The organism is Arthrobacter sp. TJ-265 (assembly GCF_058269135.1).
The window spans coordinates 130,090-149,973 of sequence record NZ_JBZCND010000001.1 but is presented as its reverse complement, the minus strand read 5'-3'; the positions used below and the strand labels follow the sequence as shown (position 1 = coordinate 149,973).

At 72.3% G+C, this 19,884-nt stretch carries 17 protein-coding genes; 7 read left to right on the top strand and 10 right to left on the bottom strand.

All coding sequences use genetic code 11. The features are described from left to right. Positions 1-35: 35 nt before the first annotated feature. From AC4D2E_RS00665 to ssd, 5 genes are all read right to left on the bottom strand, one after another. Entirely contained in the window at positions 36-422 is a 387-nt protein-coding gene (locus AC4D2E_RS00665) for a DUF4244 domain-containing protein (RefSeq protein WP_490951380.1), read from the bottom strand. 412 nt (positions 423-834) lie between these two features. Beyond that, a complete protein-coding gene (locus AC4D2E_RS00660) occupies positions 835-1,593 on the bottom strand; it encodes a hypothetical protein (protein ID WP_490951379.1) in 759 nt (252 codons plus the stop codon). A 14-nt stretch (positions 1,594-1,607) separates the two neighbouring features. Continuing rightward, positions 1,608-2,396: a type II secretion system F family protein gene (locus AC4D2E_RS00655; RefSeq protein WP_490951378.1), complete on the bottom strand. Its 789-nt coding sequence runs from the start codon at positions 2,394-2,396 to the stop codon at positions 1,608-1,610. Next, a complete protein-coding gene (locus AC4D2E_RS00650; RefSeq protein WP_490951377.1) occupies positions 2,393-3,817 on the bottom strand; it encodes a TadA family conjugal transfer-associated ATPase in 1,425 nt (474 codons plus the stop codon). Before AC4D2E_RS00650 ends, AC4D2E_RS00655 begins: the two co-directional genes overlap by 4 nt. Continuing rightward, entirely contained in the window at positions 3,814-4,887 is a 1,074-nt protein-coding gene (gene ssd / locus AC4D2E_RS00645; RefSeq protein WP_490951376.1) for a septum site-determining protein Ssd, read from the bottom strand. The genes AC4D2E_RS00650 and ssd overlap by 4 nt, the downstream gene beginning before the upstream one ends. 105 nt (positions 4,888-4,992) lie before the next feature. On the opposite strand from ssd, the gene AC4D2E_RS00640 reads away from it, so the two are divergent. Beyond that, the gene (locus AC4D2E_RS00640) at positions 4,993-6,687 is read left to right on the top strand and encodes a bifunctional 3'-5' exonuclease/DNA polymerase (protein ID WP_490951375.1); all 1,695 of its coding nucleotides are present in this window, start codon (positions 4,993-4,995) and stop codon (positions 6,685-6,687) included. Between the two features lie 89 nt (positions 6,688-6,776). Here AC4D2E_RS00640 and AC4D2E_RS00635 read toward each other — a convergent pair whose 3' ends face one another. The 3 genes from AC4D2E_RS00635 to AC4D2E_RS00625 all read right to left on the bottom strand — a co-directional run bounded on the left by AC4D2E_RS00635 (position 6,777) and on the right by AC4D2E_RS00625 (position 9,833). Further along, the gene (locus AC4D2E_RS00635; RefSeq protein WP_490951374.1) at positions 6,777-7,460 is read right to left on the bottom strand and encodes an NUDIX hydrolase; all 684 of its coding nucleotides are present in this window, start codon (positions 7,458-7,460) and stop codon (positions 6,777-6,779) included. A 96-nt stretch (positions 7,461-7,556) separates the two neighbouring features. Continuing rightward, positions 7,557-8,360 carry an endonuclease III gene (gene nth / locus AC4D2E_RS00630; protein ID WP_104168039.1) on the bottom strand — a complete coding sequence of 268 codons (804 nt, stop codon included), beginning with the start codon at positions 8,358-8,360 and terminating at the stop codon, positions 7,557-7,559. Positions 8,361-8,417: 57 nt separating this feature from the next. After that, on the bottom strand, positions 8,418-9,833 hold the full coding sequence (locus tag AC4D2E_RS00625) for a hypothetical protein (RefSeq protein WP_490951373.1): 1,416 nt from the start codon (positions 9,831-9,833) through the stop codon (positions 8,418-8,420). 287 nt (positions 9,834-10,120) lie between these two features. Between AC4D2E_RS00625 and acs the strand changes: the two genes are divergently transcribed. Continuing rightward, on the top strand, positions 10,121-12,079 hold the full coding sequence (gene acs / locus AC4D2E_RS00620; protein WP_490910077.1) for an acetate--CoA ligase: 1,959 nt from the start codon (positions 10,121-10,123) through the stop codon (positions 12,077-12,079). A gap of 60 nt (positions 12,080-12,139) precedes the next feature. Here the strand turns inward: acs and AC4D2E_RS00615 are convergent, their stop codons facing one another. Then, positions 12,140-12,562, bottom strand: a complete 423-nt coding sequence (locus AC4D2E_RS00615; protein ID WP_104168036.1) for an organic hydroperoxide resistance protein — start codon at positions 12,560-12,562, stop codon at positions 12,140-12,142. 104 nt (positions 12,563-12,666) lie between these two features. Between AC4D2E_RS00615 and AC4D2E_RS00610 the strand changes: the two genes are divergently transcribed. The 4 genes from AC4D2E_RS00610 to AC4D2E_RS00595 all read left to right on the top strand — a co-directional run bounded on the left by AC4D2E_RS00610 (position 12,667) and on the right by AC4D2E_RS00595 (position 17,054). Continuing rightward, a complete protein-coding gene (locus AC4D2E_RS00610; protein WP_490951372.1) occupies positions 12,667-13,248 on the top strand; it encodes a TetR/AcrR family transcriptional regulator in 582 nt (193 codons plus the stop codon). A gap of 72 nt (positions 13,249-13,320) precedes the next feature. Then, a complete protein-coding gene (locus tag AC4D2E_RS00605) occupies positions 13,321-14,667 on the top strand; it encodes an MFS transporter (RefSeq protein ID WP_490951371.1) in 1,347 nt (448 codons plus the stop codon). Positions 14,668-14,670: 3 nt separating this feature from the next. Next, complete coding sequence (gene aroQ / locus AC4D2E_RS00600) at positions 14,671-15,153, top strand: type II 3-dehydroquinate dehydratase (protein WP_490951370.1); 483 nt, start codon at positions 14,671-14,673, stop codon at positions 15,151-15,153. A 56-nt stretch (positions 15,154-15,209) separates the two neighbouring features. Further along, positions 15,210-17,054: a dipeptide ABC transporter ATP-binding protein gene (locus AC4D2E_RS00595; RefSeq protein ID WP_490951369.1), complete on the top strand. Its 1,845-nt coding sequence runs from the start codon at positions 15,210-15,212 to the stop codon at positions 17,052-17,054. 6 nt (positions 17,055-17,060) lie between these two features. On the opposite strand, the gene AC4D2E_RS00590 is transcribed toward AC4D2E_RS00595, so the two are convergent. Continuing rightward, a complete protein-coding gene (locus AC4D2E_RS00590; RefSeq protein WP_490951368.1) occupies positions 17,061-18,533 on the bottom strand; it encodes a reverse transcriptase family protein in 1,473 nt (490 codons plus the stop codon). A 301-nt stretch (positions 18,534-18,834) separates the two neighbouring features. Here AC4D2E_RS00590 and AC4D2E_RS00585 point away from each other — a divergent pair, with 301 nt between their 5' ends. Beyond that, a complete protein-coding gene (locus AC4D2E_RS00585; protein ID WP_490951367.1) occupies positions 18,835-19,809 on the top strand; it encodes a DUF5996 family protein in 975 nt (324 codons plus the stop codon). Positions 19,810-19,884 lie beyond the last annotated feature (75 nt).

The window sequence follows — 19,884 nt, the reverse complement described above, 5'->3', positions numbered from 1 at the left end:
GTCGTCGCAGGTGGTCCCACCCTGGCCGGTCCGCATCAGCCGAAATTCAGCGCCGAGGTGATGAGGGACATCAGGAGTCCCCTGATCTCGCCGCTGGACAGGACTGCGGCGAGGAGCGCGGCGAATCCGACGGCGGCGAGGGTGGCGATGGCGTACTCCGCGGTCGCCATACCGGCCTCCTGGTCCGTGGTCCGGTCCCGGCCCTGCCGGATGACCCGGTCATTGGCCCGCCACCGCCGCGCCTCTGCCCGCCGCGCCGCCCTGTTCGCGGGACGGATCGGTCCGCTGTCACCCGGACGGCCCGTTCCGGGCTCGGTCTCCGGTTGAGCACCGAAGGACCGCACGAACCCGATGAACGACACCGGAGCCGCCGTGTGCTCCTCGGCGCGGACGGCCCGTTGCCGTTCGGGCCTCAGGGGCATCGGCTCCTGCTCGAGTGGCCCGTTCCGCGATGACTCGTCCTGGGCACCGGGTGCCTCCGTGAACGCGCTGCTTCGACAGGGGCGGGGGTGTCCAGGATCCACCCGGGGTACCCGGAAGGCCGAGCCCCTTCCATCCGTGTGCTGCGGCCGAATCGACATGGCATGCCCTTTCGTCGGCGTGGAGTCGTCCCCACGTGCTGTGAGCGACGGATGTCGCTGGATCAACTCTGGCGATCTTGGGGTCTGCTGCGGGGTGGAGGAGTCGCTAAGTGGATAACCCGGGATTTCCCCGGGCCAGCGGGGCCGCGGTCGTCCGGAGTGCACGGAGCCAGCATGAAGGGGGCGCCCACGATCGGACGGACGGGGCTGGGAACGGACGCCCGCGGGATTGCACCAGCGACAACCGGACGGGCTACAGGTCGGGCAGCAGGCCCAGGACCAGGGGCACCACGCCCAGGCAGATGAACGCCGGCAGGGAGCACAGGCCGAGCGGCAGGACGAGCTGGACCCCGAGCGCGGCGGCCCTCCTGTCCACCTCGCGGTTGTGTCGCCGTCGGAGCTGGGCGGCGTGCGCATGCAGGAGCGCCGCGGACGGAGCCCCGGTGGCCGTGCCGAACCGCAGACCCCGCCGGACGTCCTCGATGACCGGCAGCGGGTCGGTCCCTCGGAGTGTCCGCCGCCGCAGGGCAGGTCCGGGCAGGGCCGGTCCCAGCAGGGCAGGTCCCAGCAGGGCAGGTCGCCGGCCGGGCGCCAGCCGCTCGGGCCTCGATTGACCGGTCGTCGGGAGGCCGGCCGTCGGGAGGCCGGCCGTCGGGAAGCCGATCGTCGGGAGGCCGGCCGTCGGGAAACCGGTGGACGGGCCATCGGTGGACAGGCGGCCCTCCGCAGAACCTGCGTCCCACGCGGCCTCCCAGGAGGCACCGAGGAGGCGCGCCGCTCGCACGCGGGTCAGCACCGAGCCGACGGCCGGATCACAGGCTTCCCCGACGACCAGCAGGGCGCTCTCGACGGATGCTCCCGCGGACAGCACGGCAGCCAGCAGGTCGAGGATGAGCGGGCCGTCCTGGATCCCCCCGCGCAGCGCCCGATCCACCGGCGCATTCCTGACCCGGTGCAGCCGTCCCGACGGCGCCGTCAGGACCAGTGCTCCCGCGGCGAGGAGGAGGGACACGACCACCCCCGCCATCACGGGGCGCCGTCGACTCGACCGACCAGGCGGCGGGACCAGAGGCGGGCCACGACCATGAACAGGACGCCTCCGGCGAGGGCCAGCCGTCCGGGCAGGGACCCCAGGAGCACCTCCAGTGGATTCACGCCGAGGGTGAAGGCCAGGACCACACCCAGGGCGGGAAGCCATGCCAGGAGCACGACCGTGGCACGTGGTCCGGCGAGCGCCGTCTCCCGCGCCGCCAGGCCGTCGAGCTGGGCATCGAGCTGCGCGGCGTACTGCTCGAGGATCCCGGCGAGGGGCGCACCGCTGCGCTCCACGACGATCAGGCACCCGGCGAGGTCGATCCACAGCCGGTCGACGCGGGCGCTGGTCCGGTCTCCCCCCGACGGCCCGGGGCCGGCATCCCGCGCCTGGCGGAGAGCGTCAGGGACGCTCAGCCCGAGCTCGGCCGCCCGCCGGGCCGTCGCCATCACCGGCAGTGCCGTCGCCGCGAAGGCGGTGCGTCCGTCAGCGTGGACACGTTCCATGTCCGCCCACAGGACATGGGGTGGGCGGCCCGCGCGGAGGAGGCCGGCGAGCTGATGCACGAACAACGGGAGCTCGTGCAGGTCGACGGCCCCGCGCGCGGCGGACCGGCCCGGGTCGGCGGCGTCGAGGAACCATCGGGACTGCCGCGCAGCCCCGACCGTCGGGACGGGTTCCTCACCCGCCCCGGACACCACCCCGCTTCGTCGGCCGGGCCGGGGAAGGGCGAGGGTGAAGCCGGCCATGGCCAGCAGGAGAGCCACCGCGATTCCGCTCACGGCGCCCTGCGGCCGTGTCCTGGCCCCGCCTCGCGCCCGGGCCCCGGCTCGGCGTCGTGGTCCGCGGGCTGTGCCTGGCCTGGCCCCACGTCTGGCCCGGTCCGGCGCCCCGGATCCCGCCAACCCTCGGACCACTGCACCCGATGCGCGAAGCCCTCCCAGCCCACAGCGCGCCGGCATCCCATCCCGGTGTCCGTGAGGACGGGTATCACGGCGAGTTCCCCCGAGGGGGCTCGCTCCAGGCTCCCGATGCTCTCGACACGCCGGCCTCGCGCGTCCCGCACCACGTGCACCACCGCATCGAGGGCGCTCGCCGCCTGCAGCACCACTCCCTCCGGGCTGAGTCCGGCGAGCGCCGCGAGTGCGTTGAGTCGCGCGGGTACGGCCTCGGCGGAGTTGGCATGGAGGGTCGCACCGCCGCCGTCGTGTCCCGTGTTCATCGCCGCGAGCAGCTCGCGGACCTCGGCGCCCCGACACTCCCCCACCACGAGCCGGTCCGGCCGCATGCGCAGCGCCTGCCGGACGAGCTCCGTGAGATCCAGCACGCCCGCGCCCTCGAGATTGCCGTGCCGGGCCTGCAGCCCGACCGTATGCGGGTGGTCAGGATTCAGCTCGGCGGCGTCCTCGACGAGGACCAGGCGCTCGTGGGGCGCGGCCAGGCCGAGCAGGGTGGCCAGGAGCGTGGTCTTCCCCGTCCCCGTTGCTCCACTGATGAGGAAATTCAGGCGGTGCCGCATCATCAGCCGGAGCGCCTCGGCCATCATCGGCGTGACCGTCCCGCTGTCCACCAGCTCCCCGAGCGAGAACATCCGTGCTCGGCGGATCCTGATGGACAGCAGGGTCCCGGCCGTCGAGATCGGCGGGAGGACAGCGTGCACGCGAAGGCCTCCCAGCTGGACGTCGACGGCGGGGCAGCCGTCGTCGAGGCGCCTTCCACCCGCCGCGACGAGGCGGACGGCCAGTGCCCGCACATCGGCATCCGATGCGAAGGCGCCCCCGATGCGGCGCAGGCCCGTCGAGCCGTCGATCCACACGTCGTCCGGTCCGTTGACCAGGATGTCCGTGATCGATTCGTCGGCGAGGAGGTGCTCGAGCGGGCCCAACCCCTTGAGTTCCGCGCGGACGCGGTCGAGCGCCGACAAGGTGCCCTCCGAGCCGAGCAGCCTGCCGCTCGCGCCGACGGCGTCCGCGAATGCCGCACCGGTGGCCTGGACATTCCCGGCAAGAACGGCCCTGCGGACCGATTCCACCATCGATGCGGCACCCGGATCACCGCCGGCTGGAGCGCCCTCTGCCCAACCCGCCACGACCGGACGGGCCGACGCGCTCCGGCCGGCTGCACGCAGCTGGCGCCTGGTGGGCGCTACCGAGGTTCCGCCGTCCTCCGGCCCGCCCGGTGCCATCCCGCCCTCCCCGGTCATCCCGTCCTCTCCAGACCGGCGACGACCGACTCGACGAGCTTCCGGGCCCGCCGGGGCAGCGGGAAGTCCAGCATCCTGCCGCCGGCTTCCGCTGCCGAGGACCCCCGGACGAAGGGCAGGTACGGCAGCGGACCGGCGCGTCCGGCGAGGTCCGCGACCAGCCAGGCATCCAGTCCGTCGAGCACCGGACCACGCAGGACGACGGTGGTCGGCAGTGAGCTGTAGGCCTCGAGGATGCGGGTGACCGCGACGGCGCTCCGCGGCCTGGAGGGGACGAGGAGGACGAGCTGGTCGCACAGGGGAACCAGGGACTGGATCGCGGCGCTGCCGGCGCTGCCGAGGTCGACGACGCTCAGGTCGAACGCTCCACGGGCGGCGTCCAGAACGGCTCCGGCGGACTCCATCCCGTGGCCGGGGTGCGGACCGGCCCCCTCGGAGTGCCCGGCATGGGACAGCACAGCCAGGTGTCCGTCGGCCGGCAGCGCCGCCACGAGCTGCTCCGCGTTGAGGGTTCCCCGGAGGTCGCGCAGGTCGCCCCAGCGCACCCCCGGGCGCTCCTCGATCCCTAGTGCAAGGTCGAGGCCGCCGCCCAGGGGATGCCCGTCCGCGAGCAGGGTGGACCTCCCCAGACCGGCCGCGTGACGTGCGCACCAGAAGGCGAACGTGCTCACGCCTGCCCCGCCGGCGGCACCGAGGAAACCGACCACGGCTCCGGAGGCAGCGGGGTTGAGGCGTCTGCCGAGATGTTCCGCGAGCCAGCCCGCACCCTGCGGGAGGATGACCACCCGGGAGGACGCCACATTCGCCGCAGCGGCCCACGCCCGCGTCTCGTCGTCGGCCGCCCCCACGACGATGACGTCGCGGTGGCCCGGCAGTCCGCCGGTCGCCTGGTCGGCGCCGAGGAGCAGCACGGCGGGCTCGAGGGGAAGGGCCTGCGCGAGGTCGACGGCGAAGTGCGGGGCGACCCCCGCGGCTGCGCAGGCACGTGCCACCTGGTCCTGGACGAACTGGGACCCGCCGGCCAGGACCACAGGCCCTCGTCCCTCCGGAGTCCGTGTCTGCTGGGTCATCCCTGAAGCATCCTCGGGCGGGACCTGCGCGGCGTGGCGGATACCCCGTATGTGGACAACGCGCTGGATTGCAGGAATGACACCGGCGCGACCGATGATATGGACATGTACATCGCCGTGGCGCAGGAGCCGTCGACCCGCGACAGCCGCGGCGCCGTGGTGCTCCAGCCCCTGGACGCCGCCGGCGCCCGGATCGGCGGGCGGCTGGTGGTGGACCACGACCGGCTGTCCGCCGCCGTCGCGCAGGAAGGCGTCCGTCGCCCGGTCTGGGTCTGGACGGGCACGAGGCTCTGGTACCCCGATCTGCTGTCGGCGGGGGTCGACGTCGACCGCTGCCGCGACATCGGCCTCACCCGCGCCATCCTCGCGAACGCCCCGTCCTGTCCGCCCTCGCCCTACCTGGCGTCGATCCGGGCCGCTGCCCTCACGGCGGACGGCACCGAACCTCCCCGGACCCTGCTCCCGCCACCGCCCCCGCCGAACCAGCACTCGCTGTTCGACGAGCCGCACGAGGCCTCGGGTCCCCTCCTCGACGACGTCATCGAGGAGTTCACCCGGCAGCTCTCCACCATCGCCGGCTCTACCGACCCCGGGCGCCTGAACCTTCTCGTCGCCGCCGAATCCGCCGGCGCGCTGATCGCCTCCGAGATGGAGCACTGGGGGCTGCCCTGGCGCAGGGACGTGCATGAGGACCTCCTCGAACGGGCGCTGGGGCCGCGACCCGCCGAGGGCATCCGGCCGGCGAAACTCGAGTATCTCGCCGGCGAACTGCGCCGGACCCTGGGCAGTCCCGCGCTCAACCCCGACTCCCCCCAGGAGGTCCTGAGAGCCCTGCATCGGGCGGGCATCGAGGCGAGGACCACGCGGTCGTGGGAGCTCGAGCAGCACCACCACCCGGCCATCAAGCCGCTGCTCGCGTACAAGAAGCTGTCGCGGCTCCTGACCGCGAACGGCTGGAACTGGCTCGACGCGTGGATCCGGGACGGGCGGTTCCGGCCGGAGTACGTGGTGGGCGGAAGCGTGTCCGGACGCTGGGCCTCCCGCGGCGGGGGCGCCCTGCAGATCCCGCGGCAGGTCCGCGACGCCGTCCGCCCCGACGAGGGCCACGTCTTCGTCATCGCGGACGCCGCACAACTCGAGCCACGGGTCCTCGCGGCGCTCGGACGGGACTCCGCGCTCGCCGCGGCGGCCCGGGGCCGGGACCTCTATCAGGGCATCGCCGACCAGGGCTTCGGTGGCGACCGCTCGCAGGCGAAGCTCGCGATGCTCGGCGCCATGTACGGCGCGACGAGCGGCGAGTCGGGGCGTCTGATGCCCCAACTGACGCGCGCGTACCCGCGGGCCATCGGCGTCGTCGAGGCCGCAGCGCGGGCAGGGGAATCCGGCGACGGTGTGTCGAGCTACCTGGGCCGGGGCTGCCCTCCCGCATCGGAGGAATGGCGTGCACGGCAGCGCACGACGACGGCGGAGGAACAGCGCCGCGCGGACAGCGCGGCGAGGGCCCGCGGACGCTTCACCCGGAACTTCGTGGTCCAGGCGACCGCGGCGGAGTGGGCCCTGTGCTGGCTCGCGGAGATCCGGCGGCGGCTCGCGGAGAGCACCATCCCGGTGCCGCGCAGCCGGATCGCGTTCTTCCTGCACGACGAGGTGGTCCTGCACGTCCCGGAGGACCGGGGCGCGGAGGCGACGACGATCCTCGCCGACGCCGCGCGGGCGGCGACACGGTTGATGTTCGGGGAGATCCCGATCGAGTTCTCGATCTCGACGATCACCGTCACCTCCTACGCCGACGCCAAATAGGCGCGTCCCACCGTTCGACCGCGTCGTCGACAGAGCCCTTCACGGGGCGGAGCGCCGGCCTCCCGGCGAACGCAACGGGCCCGGGCGGCTCACAGCGGTGCGGGGATCTCCTGCGATCGGTCCCACGGCCTCGTCCAGCCGAGCCCGTCGAAGATCGCGTCCAGGAGCAGCGCGGTGAATCCCCAGACCACGGCGTCCGGCGTGAGGAAGGCGGGGGTCCTGCTGACAAACCCGTTCCGGCGGACCACGGCCGTCCTCCGACGGGAGGGGTCGAGGAGCGTGCTCACCGCACACCGGAAGACGAGCTCGGACTCGGCCGTGTCCACCGCGTGGACCGGGGACTGTTCCGTCCACCACGCGAGGACGGGCGTGACCATGAAGTTGCTGACCGGGAGCCCCACCTCAGGCAGTGCGCCCAGGATCTCGATGCCGTCGGAATCCACTCCGGTCTCCTCGCGCGCCTCGCGCAGCGCCGCAGCGCCTTCGTCCACGTCCTCGGCGTCGATGGTCCCGCCGGGAAATGCCACCTGCCCGGGATGGTGGGCCAGGGAACTGGCGCGCATCACGAAGAGGAGATCGACGTCGTCGGGTCCGGGTTGCGGCGGGGAGGAGTGCGGCAGGCCCTCCCTCGCCCCGAACAGGATGAGCACGGCAGCCCGTCGGCTCTTCGCGGGATCGAGTGTTGCGAACTGCCAGCCGTCCACGCGCACGAGGGGCGCCCCCGTCACCTGCAGGGACGCCACCCACCGGGCGAGCTCGTCGCGGGCCGTCACCCCCGGGTCTCCGCGGGTCCTGCGGCGACCGCGTCCCGGGCCGTCGGGCACCGACGCACGCCGCTGCGTTCCGGCACCGACCGCAGCCGGTCGGTCCTACGCACCCAGCCCGTGCCCGGCCTCGCGGAGCTCGGTCCGCGTCTGCCCGGCGCGCATCGACGCGAGCAGATCCTCCCGACCGGGCGCGAGCTCGTACTTCAGCAGCTTCGCCGCCTTCATCGGGTCCGTCTCCCCGTCACCGTAGGACGGGCACAGCGCGGCCACGGGACAGACACCGCAGGCAGGCTTCTTGGCATGGCAGATCCGGCGGCCGTGGAAGACGACGTGGTGCGAGAGCATCGTCCAGTCCTTGCGCTCGAACAGGGCTGCCACGTCCTGCTCGACCTTCACCGGATCCTCCGCCGCCGTCCACCGGAAGCGGCGGGCGAGCCGCCCGAAGTGGGTGTCCACCGTGATGCCGGGGACCCCGAAGGCATTTCCCAGGACGACGTTGGCCGTCTTCCGCCCGACCCCGGGAAGCGTCACCAGATCATCCAGGGAGCCGGGCACCTGGCCGTCGAACTCGTCGACCAGACGCCGGGACAGGGCGAGCAGGCTGTTGGCCTTCGCACGGTAGAACCCCGTGGGCCGGATGAGCTCCTGCAGTTCGCTCTCCTCGGCCTCGGCCAACGCCCGCGGGTCGGGGTAGCGCGCGAACAGCGCCGGCGTCGTGAGGTTGACGCGCACGTCGGTGGTCTGCGCGGAGAGGACCGTCGCGACCAGCAGCTCGAACGCGTTCCTGAAGTCGAGTTCGGCCACCGCGTACGGGTAGGTCTCGCCCAGGACCCGGTTGATCTTCCGCGCCCGCCGCTTGAGGGCGACCGGCGACTCCTCGTCGACCTGCGCTTTCCTGCCTGCCACTCGCGTGTCTCCTTCCGGTACTGCTGTCCGCCGGCCATGCAGCGGCAGGGCGGGGGGTCAGTCCTGGGGGGCGCGTTCGATGTTGCGCAGATCCCGGAGGATACCCACGGTGCCCGTCCGCTTGTCCTGCACGAAGAACTCGGAGCCGCGATCCTCGATCCCGACCTCCCAGTCGCCGGGCTGCAGTGTGAAGACCTCACGGCCCGTCTGTTCGTCGAAGACCGGACGGGGGGACCCGACGGCGAACCAGAACGCCTCGACGACGGACTCCTCGTCCGCCGACCGGGTCGCCGTGATCGGCTCCTGGCGGTCCCGCTCCTCGGAGGACGGTGCGGTGTCGGTCCGGGCCGGCTCGTCCCGGACGACCTCGTGGACCCGGGTCTCGCCGACGGACGACGGCTGGACCGCGGTGGGGGAATGCCCATCCGCGCTGCCTCGCGCCGCGTCGCGACCCTGGACGGCGTGGGCGCCGCCCTCGGACGCGCCCGACGGGCGAGCCGGCTCCTCCGACACGCGGGAGTCCGTGTCGGAGGTGGTGCCGGACGTGGTGTCGGAGGTGGTGTCGGCCGAGGCGCGGGTCGTGGCACCGGACGTCGCGGGTGTCCTGGCGGTGCCGGGCTCCATCCCGGACTGGCCCGCGGCGGCCGCGCCGGCACCCACGGCGCCCGCTCCCCCTGCCCCGTACAGGCCGGCACCGTTCTGCAGGACGGCGGCGGCGGCGGGGTTCACGCCCGACTTGTCCTTCCGGCCGAACCGGGAAGCCCATCCGGCAGTGTCCTTCGCGGGGGCGTCCAGCCCGGCGGTGTCCTTCGCGGGGGCGTCCAGCGCGCCAGTGTCCTTGGAGGAGGGGGCAGGCTTCTCGGAAGCGGGCTTGGCGGGGCGGGGCTGCGCCGCCGTGATGGAGCGCGCCACCGGGTGGGCCGGTACCTCGGGGCGGTCGGCGAAATCGTCCTTGAGGACGGGCAGGAACGGTGCGAGGACCGTCGCGGTCAGCATGCCGAGCGCACCGATCAGGGCCACCAGGGGCCCGGGGTGGAACTGGGCCACCGTCTGCAGGAAGAAGTACGTGGTGGCCAGCACCGCCGAGACCGACGCGAACTGGTCGACCGACAGCGAGCCGACGCGCAGCCCCGAGCTTCCCAGACGGCGTCCGGCAAGGAGAGCCAGGGAGACCACGGGCAGCAGGATGCCGATGCCGACGAAGAAGAGCGGCGCGGTGTTCCAGAAGTTCTCGTACCGCACGATCCCGTCGAGGAACGGCAGCAGGGTGCCGATGAAGACGAGCAGCACACCGCCGCCGAACAGCACTTCCCGCAGCGTGAACGGTCCGACGAGGGCCCGGCTCCGGCCGACGGGCCGGCTCTCCGTGGACGGCCCGGCCGACCCCGTTGTCTGCACGGACGACGGGGACCGCTCCGCACCGCCCGCCGGCCCGTGGCTTGTGCTGCGATGTTCCTCGGATGCTTCGGTCATGGTGTACTCCCGTTCATGGCGCTGGTGTCCGGCGGAGCACCAACGGCCTCCGACGTCGATTGCCTTCCTCCACCCTAGCCACCGGCCCAGACCTTCTCCAGCAACCACGGGCACCGGCACCGCGCCGCTCATCGCACAATCGCCGCAGTTCGGCTAGGCCCTGTGACGTCCGGCACACGCGGTCGGGGAGAACTCGATAGGGTTCCCGTAGAGCACGTGGTGGTGCGCCGGACGGGCGTACCCCGCTTCTTCTGTCCGTTACCGACCACGTCACAAAGGGGTAGATCATGACCGCCGAACGACAAGGCGACGCCTTCGAGAACCTGCTGCACGAGGAACGCCGCTTCCCGCCGAGCGCGGAGTTCGCGGCGCGGGCGGTCGCACAGCCGTCGCTCTACGACGAGGCCCGAGAGCAGGGCACCGAGTTCTGGGCCAGGCAGGCCCGCGAGCTGCTCACCTGGGACCGCGATTTCACCCAGACCCTCGACTGGTCGGACGCACCGTTCGCCAAGTGGTTCGTCGGCGGCACCGTGAACGCCGCCTACAACGCCCTGGACCGGCACGTGGAGGCCGGCCTCGGCGACCGCGTGGCCATCCACTTCGAGGGCGAACCCGGGGACACGCGCACCATCACCTACGCGGAACTGACCCGGGAGGTCAAGAAGGCCGCCAACGCCTTCGAGTCCCTCGGCGTGCAGAAGGGCGACCGCGTGGCCGTGTACCTGCCCATGATCCCCGAGGCCGTCGTCACCATGCTCGCCTGCGCCCGGATCGGCGCCGTCCACTCCGTGGTCTTCGGTGGCTTCTCCGCCGAGGCCCTCCGCAGCCGCATCGACGACGCCGAGGCCAAGCTCGTGGTCACCGCCGACGGCACGTACCGCCGCGGCAAGCCGAGCGCTCTCAAGCCGGCCGTGGACGGCGCCCTCGAGGCGGAAGGCCACACCGTCTCCCACGTCGTCGTGGTCCGCCGCAACAACGAGGCCGTCGCCTGGACCGAAGGACGCGACCTCTGGTGGCACGACGTCGTGGACAACGCCCCGGACGAGCACACGGCCGTCGCGCACGACGCCGAGCACCCCCTGTTCATCCTGTACACCTCGGGGACCACGGGGAAGCCGAAGGGAATCCTGCACACGACCGGCGGCTACCTCACCCAGACCGCGTTCACCCACCGCAACACCTTCGACCTGCGTCCGGAGACCGACGTCTTCTGGTGCACCGCGGACATCGGGTGGGTCACCGGGCACAGCTACGTCACGTACGCGCCCCTCGTGAACGGCGCCACGCAGCTCATGTACGAGGGGACGCCGGACACCCCGCACCAGGGCCGCTGGTGGGAACTCATCGAGAAGTACAAGGTGAGCATCCTCTACACCGCACCGACGGCCATCCGGACCTTCATGAAGTGGGGGCGGGACATCCCGAAGAAGTACGATCTCTCCTCGATCCGGGTGCTCGGCTCCGTCGGTGAGCCGATCAACCCGGAGGCCTGGATGTGGTACCGGGACGTGATCGGCGGGGGCAAGGCGCCGATCGTGGACACCTGGTGGCAGACCGAGACCGGGGCGCACATGATCGCCCCCATGCCCGGGGTGACCGCCACCAAGCCGGGCTCGGCGCAGGTCGCCGTGCCCGGGATCGCGATCGACGTCGTCGACGAGATGGGCGAGTCCGTCCCGGACGGGGCCGGCGGCTACCTCGTCATCCGCGAACCCTGGCCCGCGATGCTGCGCGGCATCTGGGGTGACCCCCAGCGGTTCAAGGACACCTACTGGTCGCGCTTCGACGACATGTACTTCGCCGGCGACGGTGCGAAGAAGGACGCCGACGGCGACATCTGGCTCCTCGGCCGCGTCGACGACGTCATGAACATCTCGGGCCACCGCCTCTCGACCACCGAGATCGAGTCGGCCCTGGTCAGCCACCCCTCGGTGGCGGAGGCCGCCGTCGTGGGGGCGAGCGACGAGACGACGGGCGAGGCGATCGTCGCCTTCGTGATCCTGCGCGGTTCGGCGAAGGACGACGACGACATCGTCACCACCCTGCGCAACCACGTCGCGAAGGAGATCGGCCCGATCGCGAAGCCGCGGAACATCCTGGTGGTCCCCGAACTGCCGAAGACCCGCAGCGGGAAGATCATGCGGCGCCTGCTCAAGGACGTCGCGGAAGGCCGCGAGGTCGGCGACGCCACCACGCTGTCCGATCCCACGATCATGCAGCAGATCGCCGTGTCGCTGCGGAAGTAGCAGCCAGGGAGACGAGGAAGGCCCCGCACCTGCGGGGGCCTTCCTCGTCCCGGGGACGGATCAGCCGATCGTGGCGTCGACCGTGACCTCGATGTTGCCGCGCGTGGCGTTCGAGTAGGGGCACACCTGGTGGGCCTGCTCCACGAGCCGGTCCGCGGTCCCCTGGTCCACCCCGCCGATCTCGGCGTGGAGGGCGACGGCGAGCTGGAACCCGCCGCCGTCGACCGGGCCGATGCTGACCTCCGCCGTGACCGCCGTCTCGCTGATCGTGGCCTTGCTGCGGGCCGCGACGAGCTTGAGGGCGCTGTGGAAGCAGGCCGCGTAGCCGACGGCGAAGAGCTGCTCGGGGTTGGTCGCGCCGCCCGTACCGCCCATCTCGGTGGGGACCGCGAGGTCGACGACGAGCTGCCCGTCGTCGGTCCGTGCCTTGCCGTCGCGGCCGTCACCGGTCGCCGTCGCCACTGCCGTGTAGAGAGCGCTCATGGTGTCGATCCTTTCGTCGTGGGGGCCGGATGCCCTTGCCGACTATGTAGACTAACTAGTAACTCTACTTCCACCAAATCGGCACGACGACCGCAGAACGGAGCATGATGACCGCCCCTCCCGTCCGCGAGCGCATCCTCGCGTCGGCAACCCGCCTGTTCGACGCCACGAGCATCCGCTCGGTCAGCGCCGACCGGGTCATCGCCGACGCCGGCACCACGAAGGTGACCTTCTACCGCCACTTCCCGACCAAGGACCACCTTGTCGTCGCCTACCTCGAGGACCAGCTGGGCCGGCTGCAGGCGGCGGTCGACCGCGAGCGGGCCGAGGGTGCCGACGCCTGCGAGGTCCTGCTCCGGCTGGCCGCCGCGAACGGCGCCGCGGCGTGCCGGCCGGGCTTCCGCGGGTGCACGTTCATCAACGCGGCCGCCGAGTATCCCGCGGACGGCTCGATGGTGCGGGGCGCCGTCGAGCAGTACCGGACCTGGCTGCACGCCGTGGTGACCGGGCTGCTGACCGAACTCGCGGTGGAGGGGCCCGAGGTCGTCGCGGACCAGCTCATCATGCTGCGCGACGGCGCCATGGTGCACGGCTTCATGGGAGACCCCGCGGCCGTGACCGGGTCCCTCACCACGGCCGGACGGGCGATCATCAGCGCGCGCCGCCGCACACCCCTGCCCGCCTGAGCCGCACCGGGACGGGTGTGACGTTCGTCCTGAAAGGTGGCCGACGCCCTCGGGCGAGAGGATGATTTCAGCGTGTCCACAACCCTGCAGCAGCCTCCCGCCACGAATCCCCGCATGGCCCGCCGCGTCGCCGGCGCCTCCTTCGTGGGGACGGCCCTCGAGTCCTACGACTTCTACGTGTTCGGCACGGCGGCCGCGCTCGTCTTCAACACGGTCTTCTTCACCGAGCAGGACCCCCTGGCCGGAACCCTCTCGGCGTTCCTGGTCTTCGCGATGGGATTCGTCGCCCGCCCGCTCGGCGCCATCCTCTTCGGGCACCTCGGGGACCGGATCGGCCGTAAGCGCACGCTGATCTGGACCATCACGCTGATGGGCCTGGCGACCGGCACGGTGGGACTCCTGCCGGACTACACCACCATCGGCGTCTGGGCCCCGATCATCCTGACCGTGCTCCGTCTCCTGCAGGGGCTCTCGCTCGGCGGCGAGTGGGGCGGCTCCATCCTCATCGCCACCGAGCACGCCGAACCGCGCAAACGGGCGCTCTACGCCTCCATCCCCCAGCTCGGCTCGCCCGTGGGCACCATGCTCATCTCCGCCATCTTCCTGGCCCTCGCCGTCATCGCGCCGGAGGTCATGACCACCTGGGGGTGGCGCATCCCGTTCCTGCTCGCGTTCCCGTTCCTCGCCGTCGCGATCTACCTGCGGCTCGCGATCGACGAGACGCCCGTCTTCCGGGAGACGAGCCGGGAGCACGCGCTCCCCCGCGTCCCCTTCCTCGAGGTCCTGAAGTCCCAGCCCGCCGCCATCGTGGTCGCCATCGCCTCCGCCGTGCTGGGCATCGGCTCCTACTTCCTGATGGTCACCTACACGCAGGCATACGGCACCGGGACCCTCGGCCTGTCCCAGGAGACGGTCCTGAACGCGGCACTCGTCGGCTCCGTCCTGCAGCTCGTGACCATCCCCGCGTTCGGCTACCTGGCGATGCGCATCGGCTCGGCGAAGGTCGTCGCCGGGGGCGCACTGGGAACAGCACTGATCGCCTTCCCCCTGTACTGGGTCATCAGCATCGCCACCGAACCGGTGTACATCGCGGCGATCATCCTCGGCGGCATCCTCCCGACCGCCAGCTGGGCGGCGCTCGGCGGGCTCATGGCGGACATCTTCAAACCCGCGACGGCGTTCACCGCGCTGTCCTTCGCCTACAGCATCGCCGCGATCGTCGCCGGCTTCGCGCCGTCGATCACGCAGCAGTTCGGCATCGCCACCGACGGCGCGTGGTGGCACCCGGGCGTCGTCCTCGCCGTGATGAGCCTCGTCACCGTGGCCGGGGCGTCGGGCGCGGTGCGCCTGCGGTCGCGGCTCCAGGATCCGGTGACGGGGACGGCCGCCTCGGCAGCCGCGCCGGTGCGGCATAGTTAGGGCATGACCCCGCGCACGCCCAGCATCCTCGTGATCAACGGACCCAACCTGAACCTGCTCGGCACGCGGGAACCGGACGTCTACGGCACAGCGACCCTCGACGACGTCGTCCGTCTGGCCTCGGACACCGCGCGGGACCGCGGCTGCACCGTCGACGCACTGCAGTCCAACCACGAGGGCGGGATCATCGACGCCATCCACGCAGCGCGCTCGACGGCAGACGGGATCGTCATCAATGCCGGGGCCTACACGCACACCTCGATCGCCATCCGCGACGCGCTCGCCGGCGTCGGCCTGCCCGTGGTCGAGGTCCATATCAGCAACGTGCACCGCCGCGAGCCCTTCCGGCACCACTCGTACATCTCCGGCGTGGCCGACGCCGTGATCGTCGGCGCGGGCATCGACGGCTACCGGCTCGCCGTCGACCACCTCGCCGTCCGGCTCACCGCCGCGATCCCCGACGCCGCACAAGCACCAGAAAGTTAGCGCGGGTCCGTCCCGCCAGGACACCGATCACCCGACCCATAGGGCACGATGGTCCTATGACGGACATCACTCCCGCCGGCAGCGCGGCCGCCCAGCCCCAGGACCTCGACGCACCCCTGCTCGAGGTGAGGAACCTGGCGGTGAGCTTCCGCACCACCCACGGCGAGGTGCAGGCGGTCGAGGAGGCGAGCTTCACCCTGAGCCGCGGCAGCGCCCTGGCGATCGTGGGCGAGTCCGGCTCGGGCAAGTCGACGACGGCGATGGCGTGCATCGGCCTGCTGCCGGGCAACGGCAGGGTGACCTCCGGGAGCATCCTCTTCGAGGGCCAGGACCTCACGAGCCTGCCCGAGGCGAAGATGCGGTCGATCCGCGGCCGGGCGATCGGCCTCGTCCCGCAGGACCCGATGTCCAACCTCAACCCGGTGACGAAGATCGGCACCCAGGTCGCCGAGACCCTCCTCGTCCATGGGATGGCGACCAAGAAGAACGTCACGCAGCGCGTGATCGAGGTCCTCACCGCGGCCGGGCTGCCCGACGCCGGTGAGCGTGCCAAGCAGTACCCGCACGAGTTCTCGGGCGGCATGCGCCAGCGGGCGCTCATCGCGATCGGGATGGCATGCCGGCCGCGCCTGCTGATCGCCGACGAGCCGACGTCGGCGCTGGACGTCACCGTGCAGCGCACCATCCTGGACCAGATCGAGGTCATGACCGAGCAGCTGGGCACATCGGTGCTCCTCATCACCCACGACCTCGGTCTCGCCGCCGAGCGCGCCTCGCAGCTCGTGGTCATGCACCGCGGCCGGGTCGTCGAGACCGGCCCGGCCGATCAGCTGCTCAACGACCCGCAGCACCCCTATACGCAGTCGCTCGTGCGCGCGGCTCCCAGCGTCTCCGCGGTCCGCCTGAGCCCGGGAGCGTTCACCGCGGACGCCGCGAGCCGGCTGAAGCTCGCGGAGGCCGTCTTCGCGGAGCAGGGCTCCGGGCACGACGGTGCGGCGGCACCGGCGAGCAACGCCGCCCCTCATGCGGCCGGCGGTGCCCACGAGGCGACGTCGTCGTCGGACCGGCCCGCACCGCCCGCGAGCGGCGGGACGCCCGCCGCTCGCGGGAACCTCGTCGAGATCCGGGACCTCACGAAGGTGTACAAGCGGCGCGGCAGCAAGGAGGACTTCTACGCGGCGAAGAACGTCACCCTCGACATCCCGCGCGGGCAGACCGTCGCGATCGTCGGGGAGTCCGGCTCGGGCAAGACCACGACGGCGCGCATGCTGCTGAAGCTGGTCGAACCGACGTCGGGCACCATGACGTTCGACGGCATGGACGTCGCGACGCTCGACAAGGCGCGGCTCAGCGACTTCCGGCAGCGGGTGCAGCCGATCTTCCAGGACCCGTACTCCTCGCTGAACCCGATGTTCACGATCGAGCGCATCGTCGAGGAGCCCCTCAACGCGTACAAGCGCGGGTCGAAGAAGGAGCGCGCGGCGCGGGTGCGGGAGCTGATGGACCAGGTCTCCCTGCCGCAGAACGCCCTGCGCCGCTACCCGGCGGAGCTCTCGGGCGGGCAGCGGCAGCGTGTCGCCATCGCGCGTGCCCTCGCGCTGAAGCCGGAGCTGATCGTGTGCGACGAGCCGGTCTCCGCGCTCGACGTGCTGGTGCAGGCGCAGATCCTGAAGCTCCTCGGCGACCTGCAGTCGGAGCTGGGCCTCAGCTACCTGTTCATCTCGCACGACCTCGCGGTGGTGCGGCTCATCTCCGACTACGTCTGCGTCATGAAGGACGGCGAACTGGTCGAGGCGGCCAGCTCGGAGGAGGTCTTCCAGAACCCCCGCCACCCGTACACGCGGAAGCTGCTGGCATCCATCCCGGGCAACGAGCTCAACATCGGCGAGCTGGCCTCCTAGCGACCCTCACCAGCTGATCCGTTCGAAGGCGTCCCTGAGCCTGCGGCCGCGCTGCGGGTTCAGGGACTCCACCCAGGCGATGCGCCCGGCGAGGTGTGCCCGGAAGTCGGCCTGTCCGCGCCGCTGGGACTCGGGTCCGTGCACGCGGCAGTTGTGGAGGATCGCCTTGAGGGCGTCGTAGTCCGTCCGGGCCACATTGGTGTGCGCGTTCACGACGATGCCGGTCACGGTCTGCCGCACCGAGGCGCCGCTCACCCGGGTCTTGAGCCGGTTCACCGCATGGCCCTCGGCGAGGACGATGCGCTCGACACCGCGGAGAAAGGAGTCGGTGCGCCGGGCGAGGCCGGCTGGGCCGCTGAAGGCGAGGTCGTCCGCGTACCGCGTGTAGGTGCCTCCGGCCGCGGCGGCCCAGCCGGCCAGCCGGGAGTCGAGGCGCCGGACGGCGAGGTTGGCGAGGGCGGGCGACGACGGCGCCCCCTGCGGCAGATGCGCCTCCCCCAGCGCCCGACCGAGGGCGAAGCGTTCCCCGGTGCTGCCGCCGTCGGGCATCGACCGCAGCACCGCGTCCGGCACCTCGTGCGTGCAGAGTCCCGTGAGGGCGTGGGCGGTCGCTTCCGGGAAGCCCGCCTGGCGGAAGACCCCGAAGACCCGGCCCGGTGTGACGCGCGCGAAGAAGGAGACCAGGTCGAGGGCGATGACGACCTCGGCGCCCGTGTGGGCCGCCGCGCCCGTCCGCGCGCTGCGTCCGGGCACGAATCCGTGCGCGGCGTCGTGCAGGGGGATCGGTGCGAGGATGTGGTCGAGCACGCGGCGCTGCACCGTCCGCAGGCGGATCCCGGGGATCTCCAGGAGCCGCGGTACGCGTCCCGGGCGCACACGCCACTCGTACCGGTAGTGGTGCAGCGCGTGGGTCGCTGCGCGTCGATTCCAGTGCCGGGTGTCCGCGAACCAGTCGAGCTCTCCCGGGGTGAGCCGCAGCTCCCGCGCGAGCCAGGCGAGGTCCCTCGTCCCGGGTGTCCCGACGGGGCCTTCCGGAGCGGACCCGGTCGGGGCCTGAACCTCCGGAACCGCGGAGAGGTACCGGGCCGGGCTGTCGGGCGTACCGCGGGCGGACGCCCTGGCGATCGCGTCGGTGAAGGCGGACTGGGCGGCGATCCACCGGGCCAACTCCCGGGGCGCGCCGTCGGGCCGCCTCGGGTAGCCGGCCAGCACGCCGCGGGCGAGAGGACCCAGCCAGCGCCGCCGTGCACCGAGGAGGGCAGCCCCCGCCACGATCAGCTCCTCCCGCCGCCAGTCCGGAGCATCGAGGAAGGCGTGGGCCAGGAGGAGCGAGAGGCCCGGGGCGCCCGGCGCGGGCTCACGGGCCAGGGTGGCCGAGGCCCGCGTGGGCCGTGAAGAGGGCGCAGGGCGTCCGCCGCGGCGCGCCGTGGCGGGACCCTTCAGGCCGCCGCCTCCCGTCGTCGGACCGGTGTCGTTCATGGCTCCCCCTCCGAACCCGCACGTGCCGCCCCGCGGCTGGGCGACGGACCCCGGCCGACCTGTCCCTCTGTTCGGGCGCTGAGCTGCGCGGAGCGCAGTCGGGCGCCTGAGGCGCCCTGTGCTGGTCGGTCTGCGTACCCCGGGGTAGCCCCGGAGAGGAACGCGCACGGCATGCACGTCCCGCCTCGACCGGGGTCCGTCGCTGCCACCCTAGCAAGCGGCCCGGACCAGGCGTCGTCCCTCCCTGTACGGGCACCCGGCCGGGCACATAGATTGGCGGCACACGACGACGGGAGCCACCATGCGCGGGCACGGCACGATGAGCGGGACGACGACAGCGGGCGGGACGATGGCGGCGGGCGGCTGGCCCGCGCTCCGGGTCGAGGACTGGCAGGACACCCGGGCGACACTGCACATGTGGCTCCAGGTCGTCGGCAAGGTCCGGATGGCCCACGCTCCCCTGGTCAACCACTGGTGGCAGGTGCCGTTCTATGTGACGCCGCGAGGCTGGGCGACGTCGTCGATCCCCTACGGCAACGGCATGTTCGACCTGGAGTTCGACGTCGTGCACCACCGGCTGCTGGTGCGCACCAGTTCGGGTGAGGATCGCAGCGTCCCCCTCGAGCCGCAGTCCGTGGCCCGATTCCATGAGCGGACCATCGCGGCGCTGGCCGGCGTGGGGATCGACGCACCGATCCGGCCGGTCCCGACGGAGGTGGATCCGGCGGTGCCCTTCGCCGAGGACCACGGGCACGCGTCCTACGATCCCGCCGCCGTGACGGCGTTCTGGCACCAGCTCATCCAGGCCGAGCGGGTCCTCACGCGCTTCAGGGCCGAGTTCCTCGGCAAGGTGAGCCCCGTGCACTTCTTCTGGGGAGGCATGGACCTCGCCTGCACACGGTTCTCCGGAAGGCCCGCGCCCATCCACCCCGGGGGCGCCCCGAATTGCGCGGACTGGGTCATGGAGGAGGGTTACTCCCACGAACTCTCGAGCTGCGGGTTCTGGCCCGGCGGCGGCGAGGAAGGTGCCTTCTACTCGTACGCCTACCCCGAACCCGAGGGGTACCGCGACGCGCCCGTCGACGTCGAGGGTGCGTTCTACAGTGCGGAGTTCAGCCAGTTCCTGCTGCCCTACGAGGCCGTCCGCACGGCCACCGACCCGGATGCGGTGCTGCTCGCCTTCCTGCGCGCCACGTACGACGCCGCCGCGACGACGGGCGGCTGGGACGGCGGACTCCTGACGGACCCTCAGCGGCTGGACGTGCACGCCCGCTGACCGGCCGGGACGCGGGAGCGGCCACCGGCCCGGGGGCTGGTGGCCGCTGCCGCGTCCCGTGTCCTGCGGCGGACG